The sequence below is a fragment of the Agrobacterium cavarae genome, from assembly GCF_004310285.1.
In the GTDB taxonomy this organism is placed as follows: domain Bacteria; phylum Pseudomonadota; class Alphaproteobacteria; order Rhizobiales; family Rhizobiaceae; genus Agrobacterium; species Agrobacterium cavarae.
Window position 1 is genome coordinate 1 of the sequence record NZ_SISF01000010.1, and the last position, 293, is coordinate 293.

Here is a 293-nt window from a genome sequence, read left to right on the forward strand (position 1 = left end):
TTGCGACCGGACTACTGGGGTATCTAATCCTGTTTGCTACCCACACTTTCGTGCCTCAGTGTCAGAAATGGTCTAGTAAGCAGTCTACACTATTGGAGTCCTTCGTAATATCTATGCATTTCACCGCTACACTACGAATTCCGCCTACCTCGTCCACTCTCAAGTCTGACAGTTTCAATGGCAATTTCCTTGTTGAGCAAGAAGATTTCACCACTGACTTATCGGACCACCTACGCACCCTTTAAACCCAATAAATCCGGATAACGCTTGCATCTTCCGTATTACCGCGGCTG

Annotated in this window: 1 rRNA gene; it reads right to left on the reverse strand. The window is 46.8% G+C overall.

Going from position 1 to position 293, the window contains the following annotated elements:
- Window positions 1–293, reverse strand: a 16S ribosomal RNA gene (locus EYC79_RS00010); the annotation flags it as partial.